The 6,649-nt window shown below is 65.3% G+C and carries 5 protein-coding genes and 1 pseudogene; 3 read left to right on the top strand and 3 right to left on the bottom strand.

Annotated elements, in window-relative coordinates; genetic code table 11:
* Positions 1-55: 55 nt before the first annotated feature.
* The 3 genes from EOC06_RS15290 to EOC06_RS15280 are packed head-to-tail and all read right to left on the bottom strand — an operon-like array spanning position 56 to position 4,286.
* On the bottom strand, positions 56-1,222 hold the full coding sequence (locus tag EOC06_RS15290; protein ID WP_128308171.1) for an ABC transporter substrate-binding protein: 1,167 nt from the start codon (positions 1,220-1,222) through the stop codon (positions 56-58).
* Positions 1,223-1,263: 41 nt separating this feature from the next.
* Positions 1,264-3,105, bottom strand: coding sequence for an ATP-binding cassette domain-containing protein (locus tag EOC06_RS15285; protein ID WP_245469626.1), 1,842 nt, complete (start codon positions 3,103-3,105; stop codon positions 1,264-1,266).
* 14 nt (positions 3,106-3,119) lie between these two features.
* Positions 3,120-4,286 carry an FAD-binding oxidoreductase gene (locus EOC06_RS15280; protein ID WP_128287488.1) on the bottom strand — a complete coding sequence of 389 codons (1,167 nt, stop codon included), beginning with the start codon at positions 4,284-4,286 and terminating at the stop codon, positions 3,120-3,122.
* 145 nt (positions 4,287-4,431) lie between these two features.
* On the opposite strand from EOC06_RS15280, the gene EOC06_RS15275 reads away from it, so the two are divergent.
* From EOC06_RS15275 to EOC06_RS42610, 3 genes and pseudogenes are all read left to right on the top strand, one after another.
* Complete coding sequence (locus EOC06_RS15275; RefSeq protein ID WP_128308169.1) at positions 4,432-5,370, top strand: MurR/RpiR family transcriptional regulator; 939 nt, start codon at positions 4,432-4,434, stop codon at positions 5,368-5,370.
* A complete protein-coding gene (locus EOC06_RS15270) occupies positions 5,367-6,014 on the top strand; it encodes a cysteine hydrolase family protein (protein ID WP_127267229.1) in 648 nt (215 codons plus the stop codon). The genes EOC06_RS15275 and EOC06_RS15270 overlap by 4 nt, the downstream gene beginning before the upstream one ends.
* Positions 6,011-6,604: pseudogene (locus EOC06_RS42610) on the top strand (glutamine synthetase); the annotation flags it as partial. The gene EOC06_RS15270 and the pseudogene EOC06_RS42610, both read left to right, overlap by 4 nt.
* Positions 6,605-6,649 lie beyond the last annotated feature (45 nt).

The following is a 6,649-nucleotide window of genomic DNA, read 5'->3' as shown; positions in this document are numbered from 1 at the left end:
CACCGCCTCGACCTCGCCGTACCGGATTTTCAGGGCTTCGACGCTCAGCATGACATCACGGCGCGGGAACGTCGGCAGCGTCGGGGATCAGGGTCTGGACATGCTTGCCCTCGCCGCCCTCGTAGCGCATCAGCGCCACTGGCCGCAGCGGCATGCGATCGGTGCCGGCATAGGTGATCTTGCCGGTGATGCCTTCGAAATCCTTGAGGCCGGCGATGGCGTCGCGGATCGCTTTCGGGTCGTCGGAGCCGGCCGTCTTGACCGCTTGGTCGAGGATCAGGCCGATCTCATAGCCATTGACTTCATAGGTCGATTCCGGTGCGTGGCCGGCATATTTGGTGAAGGCGGCGTTGAAGGCCTCGAGCTTGCTGCCCGGCTCGGCATAGCCGGCCGCGGTGTAGACGACGCCGTCGACCAATTTGCCGAGCGCCTTGATGGTCGGCGTGCCGATGGCATCGGCGCCATAGACCGGGATGGTGACGCCGGCGCCACGCAATTGCTGGATGAAGGCGGGGAAATCCGGCTCATAGGCCGCCGTCATGATCAGGTCGGGCTTGTCGGCCAGGCCCTTGATGTTGGTGATCTCGGCGGAAAAATCGGGCTGGCCCATGCTGAACGTGCCGCGGCCGACAATGGCGCCGCCCTTCTTCTCGAACACCTTGCCGAAATATTCCGGCAGATTGGCGGTGTAGGTGGAGTCCGGCGAAGTCAGCAGGAACACCTTCTTTTTGCCTTCGGAGACGGCGAAGTCGGCGACCGCCGTCGCCTGCACATTGTCGGCCGGATAGGTGCCGAACATGACGTCGCCGACCGCGCCGGTGAGCACCGGGGCGGAGCCGCACAGCGTCAGGGTCGGAATGCCAAGCGGCTGGGTCAGCTGGCCGGCGGAAATCGAGGGATCGGCATCGCACGGCGTGATCATGATCTTGGCGCCGGCGTCGATCAACTCCTGGGCGACGGTGGCGGTCTGCGCGGTGTCGGAGCGGGTGTCCTTGATCAAAAGCTTGACGGTGTATTTGGCGCCGAGGCCACCCTTGGCGTTGAGCTCGTCAAGCGACATCCGCAAGCCGGCAAGTGCCGGCTGGTCGTAGGGAGCGAGGCCGCCGGTCTGCGCGGTCGCGGCACCGATGATGATCTCCTCGGCGCTGGCCGTCGAAATGGCGGCGATGCCGAACACGGCTGCGCACAAAGCGGCGCGATGGAGACGATAGAGGCTTGGCATGTCGGTTCTCCTTCTGGATTTTTATCGTTGGTCGTTGCGGTCTATGCGGTCTGGTTTTCAGGCGTTGCGGTCTTGGCCCGCGCCGTGCGGCTGCCGAGATAGGCTGCGATCACGGCAGGGTTCTTCTGAACGTCGCCCGGCGTGCCGTCGGCGATGACGCGGCCATGATCGATGACGACGATGCGTTCGCACAAATTCATCACCAGCCGCATGTCGTGTTCGATCAGCACAATGCCGATGCGGCGCTCGGTGCGGACTGTCGAGAGGATCGAAACCAGTTCGGCGGTCTCGACGGCGTTCATGCCGGCGGCCGGTTCGTCGAGCAGCAGGAAGCGCGGCTTCAACGCCAGGGCGCGCGCCACTTCGAGCCGGCGGCGCTGGCCGTAGGCGAGCCTGGCGGCCGGCTGATCGGCAAATCTCTCCAGCCCCATGCGCGCGAGCTCGCTCATGGCCGCCGCCTCGGCATGGCCAAGATCCGGCTCCACCTGGCGTGCGGCGACGACGACATTTTCGAGCACGGTCATGTGCGGGAAAACGCGGATGTTCTGGAAGGTGCGGGCAACGCCGGAGCGGGCGAAGCGGAAGGCCGAAGCCTGCCGGACCACGCCACCCACCGACACGGTGCCGGCACTTGGCTTGATATCACCGGCCAGCATGTTGAGCAGCGTCGTCTTGCCGGCGCCATTGGGGCCGATGATGCCGGTGATGCTGTCGGTCTCGAAATCCAGGCTGACGTCGTCGACGGCGACGACGCCGGCATAGCGGCGCGACAGATGGACGGCGGTGAGCCGGTCACTCTCGACATGCCGCGGTGGCGCCGTTGAAGCCATCACGGCCTGGCGTCCGGGCCGGCGCAGCAGGTTCAGTTCACGCTCGCCGAACAGACCGGTCGGGCGCCGCCAGATAACCAGGATCATGGCGATGGCAAGCACGCCCTGGGTCAGGCCGAACAGGACGGGCAGATGCAGGCCGAGCACCTCGCCGCCGCCTTCGAAGCGGCGCACCACTTCGACCAAAACGATGGTGACGATGACGCCGGCGAAAGCGCCGAGCGACGAGGTCATGCCGCCGACGATCAGCATGGCGAGCATGGTGAAGCCGAGGTCGAAATAGAAATCGCGTGGCGAGAACGCACCCAGAAACTGCGCCATCATGGCGCCGGCGGCCATGGCGGCGACGACACCCGCCACCCAGGCGGCCAGACGCGCCGTGCGCTGGTCGACGCCGACGGCGGCGGCACCGCGCTCGTCATTGGCGGCGGCGCGGGCGGCAAGGCCGAAGGAGGTTTCGCGAAACAGCCTCGCCGCCACCAGCGCCATCGAAGCGACAGCGGCAGCCGTCCACAGCCCGACCTCGCGCGGCACGCCATAGAATGGCTGACTGCCGCGCGTGATCTCGCGCCCGGCCACCAGCAGCGTGTAGACGATGATCAGCATGGCAAGCGTTGCGATCGAAGCGCTCGATCCGGAAAGCCTGAGCAGCGGCGTGCCGGTCAACAGGCCGACGATGACCGCGAGCGCAAGGACGACGGCCAGCGCCGCGAAGAAGGAGAGTTGATACCCGGCGAGGAATTGCGGCAGGTCGCGCAGCGCCGTTCGTTGCAATGCGGTCGGCATGGTGAGGATGCCGGTGGCGTAGGCGCCAAGGCCGACAAAGGCGGCCTGACCGAACGAGACGATGCCGCTGTTGCCAGAGAATATCTGCAGGCCAAGCACCGCCGTCAGCATGATCGCGGCATAGGTGACCACACGTTGCATGGCGGCGCTGCCAAAGATGAAGGCGGCAAGCGCCACCAGCAGCAGCACCGCGACCATGCACAGGGCATCGGCAGTGGCGTTGCGAAACGCGGCCGGCATGAAGCCACTGGGCTTGCTCTCGCTCATCGTCACCGACGCCATTACGCGGCCCTGAAGCGATCGGGTGAAAACGGCGCCAGGATCGGTTGCGCGCCTTCGGTGACCAGCCTGGCCACCGCCTCGCCGACTGCCGGCCCGGTCTTGAAGCCGTGGCCGGAGGATCCCGCCGAAACGACCAGCCCTTCGACGTCAGGCATGGCGCCGATGACCGGCAGATCGTCGGGGCTCATGTCGTAGAGTCCGGCATAGCCGGGCCGGATGCCAAGCTCGGCCATGGCAGGGACTCTGCCAGCGAAGGTCTCCAGAATCTCGACCGATTCCTGCTCCTCGACACCTTCCATGTAATCATCAGGATTTTCGACCAAACGCGGGCGGCCCGCATGTTCGTGGCGCAGGCCGGTGCCGCCACCAGCCCAGGTGCCGGCCAGGATGACGCCGTCATTGTCAGGCCGTGCATAGTTGCAGGAAATGTCGTCGCACCAGGCGAAAGGCATGACCTGCCTTGCCTTGCCGGCTGCGTCGAGGACGGCCATCGGATGGCGCTCGACATGCAGCGGCAGATCGAGGCCGACCGTCGCCAGCAGGCGGCGCGTCCACGGCCCGGCGGCCAGGACGACGGTACCGGCTTCCAGCACCGTTCCATCGGTCAAGGTGACGCCGGTGATGCGGTCGCCCTGCCGTTGAAGGCTCTCGACCAGCGTGTTCTGCATGATCCTGGCACCGTTGGCGCGGGCGGCACGGGCGATGGCGTTGGTGGCGCCGAAGGCATCGGCGTAGCCATATTCCGGCTCCCACAGCGCCATTGCGACATTGTCCAGGGCAAAGCCGGGTGCCGCGTCGGCAAAGGCCTGCGGCGACAATGTCTCGATGCGCGCGCCCTCGCCGCGGATGCGTTCGGCCGCCGCCGTCCAACTCACCTTGTTGTCGTTGCCGCAGACCCACATCATGCCGATTTCGGTGACGAAAGAGCCTTCGCCCGCGATTTCCGGCAGCGACACCAGGATCTCGCGGCCACGTATGGAAAGCTGCGACAATTCCGGCATCAGGTAGAAGGCGTGCAGCAGCGCCGACGATTTTCCCGACGGGCCGCCGGCGGGATGGGTCTGCTCGACCAATGTGACCTTCACACCGGCCTTGGCCAGATGATAGGCGGCGCTCGATCCGACAATGCCGGCACCGACGACGATGACGTCGCTTCCGTTTCGCATGGCTGTTCCCCACAGTCTCTTGGCTGCTTTCCGACAAGGTAGGGCCAGCGATCACGCAATGTCAACATCTCTTCATTGTTGACCAAGATTTAAATCTCTGTAATAAACTCGACAAAACAAGAGAACACGGATTTCGGGGAGGCCCATGGCGATACGCGATGTTCTGATGCGCGGGGATCTTGCGCTGACGCCGTCGGAAGAAAAGATCGTCCGACTGCTGTTGACGGACTATCCGACCTCCGGCCTCGGCACCGCCTCATCGCTCGCCCGGCGCGCTGGCGTCAGCGATCCGACCGTGGTGAGACTGGTCGTCAAGCTCGGCTATGAAGGGTTTCCGGATTTCCAGGCGAAGCTTCTGGCCGAAGTCGAGGCAAGACTGCACTCGCCGCTGCTGATGATGGAGGCCAAGCGGCAGAGCGGCTCCAACGACAGCGCCGTGCTGGCCTATCTCGACAGCGTCACCACGGCCTTGCAGAAAGCCACCGCCGCGACACCCATCCAGACATACGAGCGGGCGGCCCGCCTGCTGATGGAGGTCAAGGGCGAGGTCGTGCTGGTTGGCGGCCGGTTCAGCCGTCACATCGCCGGCATGCTGGCCGGCTATCTCGTGCAGTTTCGCTCCGGGGTTCGCGATCTCGGCGTGCTTTCTCCACAGACTTTCGACACGCTCGCCGACCTCGACCGGCGCGACGTGCTCGTCGTGTTCGACTACCGCCGCTACCAGCTCGACGTCATGGCCTATGCGAGCCAAGCGGCGGCGCTCGATGTGCGCATCGTCCTGTTCACCGACCAATGGCTGTCGCCGATATCAGACCTCGCCGAAGTCACCATCGTCAGCCCGCTCGAAGTCGCCTCGCCCTATGACACGCTGGCGCCGGCGATCGCCCAGATGGAGGCGCTGGTCGCCCATATCGTTTCGACGCTGGGCGACGACGCGCGCGCCCGCATTGAGCGGCTCGAAAGGGTGCGACATGCCAATGCCGTGACACTCGACAGCGACCCGCAAGAGAACGGCGCGCGCAAGATACCCGGACCCCGCAAGACGCCGGGACCTAAATCAGCAAAGCAGGACGACAAAGCATGACCCAGGCCCTACCCAAACGAGACGAAGCCTTCCGTGCCGGCGAAACGGCCCTGCTGCTCGTCGACATGCAGCGCATCTGGCTGGAGCCGGGCGCAGATCCGTCGCATCCGGAGCGTGGGCCGGATCATTATTTCTACCGGCAGACATCGTCACAGACGATCCCCAACCAGGAGCGCCTGCTGGCCGCTGCACGGGCCAATGGCGTCGAGGTGCTGCACACCATCATCCAGAGCCTGACCGAAGACGGCCGTGACCGCTCGCTCGACCACAAGCTGACGCCGATCCATGTCGCGCCCAGCCTCCCGGAGGGTCTGCCGGTGCCGGCGCTGGCGCCGGTTGGCGACGAGATCATGCTGCCGAAGACGTCGTCGGGCATCTTCAATTCGACCAATGTCGACTATCTCCTCAAGAATCTCGGCATCCGCTATCTCGTCGTGGTCGGCGTGCTGACCGATCAATGCGTCGACATGACGGTGCGCGACGGCGCCGACCGCGGCTATCTTGTCACCTGCGTATCGGATGCCTGCGCCACCATTACGCAGGAACGCCACGACATCGCGCTCAAGGCCTTCGGCGGCTACTGCTGGGTGGCCGATACCGACACGGTCGTCGGCCGCTTCAACGCTTTGGGAAAACCGGCATGACATCGACTGTCGAGCCTCTGGTTGCCGTCGTCACCACGGATCTCTCCGCCGTCACGCGGGGCCGCTTCGTTGCCGAAAGCAAGTTGCAGAAGACCGCCACGACCGGCGTCGGTTGGCTGCAGGCCAATCTGTCGCTGACGCCGTTCAACTCGATCGTCGATCCCAACCCCTGGGGCTCGTCGGGCGACCTACGGCTGATCCCCGATCTCAAGGCGCGCTTTCGCACGACACGTACCGGATCGGCGACGCCGTTCGACATGGTCGCCGGCGACATCGTCGAGCTCGATGGCAGCCCATGGCTCGGCTGCACCCGCACGATGCTGAAAGAGGCGTTGGCCGATTTGAAAGCCGCAACCGGCCTGTCGGTCATCGCCGCCTTCGAGCATGAATTCAATGTCGACGACGGCGGCTTCGCGCCGGCGCATTCGATGTCTTTCGCCGCATTGCGCCGCACGGACCCCTTCGCGCCCAACCTGATGGCGGCGCTGGAGGAGGCCGGCGTTGCACCCGAAGTGGTCATCGCCGAATTCGGCGACGAGCAGTTCGAGGTGACACACGAGCCGGCGGACGCGCTGACGGCGGCGGACCGCGCCGTCGCCATCCGCGAAATCACGCGCGAATTGGCGCGCAATGCC

The sequence above is a fragment of the Mesorhizobium sp. M7A.F.Ca.MR.362.00.0.0 genome, assembly GCF_004023175.1.
Lineage (GTDB): Bacteria > Pseudomonadota > Alphaproteobacteria > Rhizobiales > Rhizobiaceae > Mesorhizobium.
The sequence above is the reverse complement of the archived record's forward strand: the minus strand, read 5'-3'. Positions and strand labels throughout refer to the sequence as shown.

What these genes read in the sequence shown, in the direction of transcription:
- EOC06_RS15290 (WP_128308171.1), bottom strand. Translation starts at nt 1,222, where the DNA reads ATGCCAAGCCTCTATCGTCTCCATCGCGCCGCTTTGTGCGCAGCCGTG.
- EOC06_RS15285 (WP_245469626.1), bottom strand. Translation starts at nt 3,105, where the DNA reads ATGAGCGAGAGCAAGCCCAGTGGCTTCATGCCGGCCGCGTTTCGCAAC.
- EOC06_RS15280 (WP_128287488.1), bottom strand. Translation starts at nt 4,286, where the DNA reads ATGCGAAACGGAAGCGACGTCATCGTCGTCGGTGCCGGCATTGTCGGA.
- EOC06_RS15275 (WP_128308169.1), top strand. Translation starts at nt 4,432, where the DNA reads ATGGCGATACGCGATGTTCTGATGCGCGGGGATCTTGCGCTGACGCCG.
- EOC06_RS15270 (WP_127267229.1), top strand. Translation starts at nt 5,367, where the DNA reads ATGACCCAGGCCCTACCCAAACGAGACGAAGCCTTCCGTGCCGGCGAA.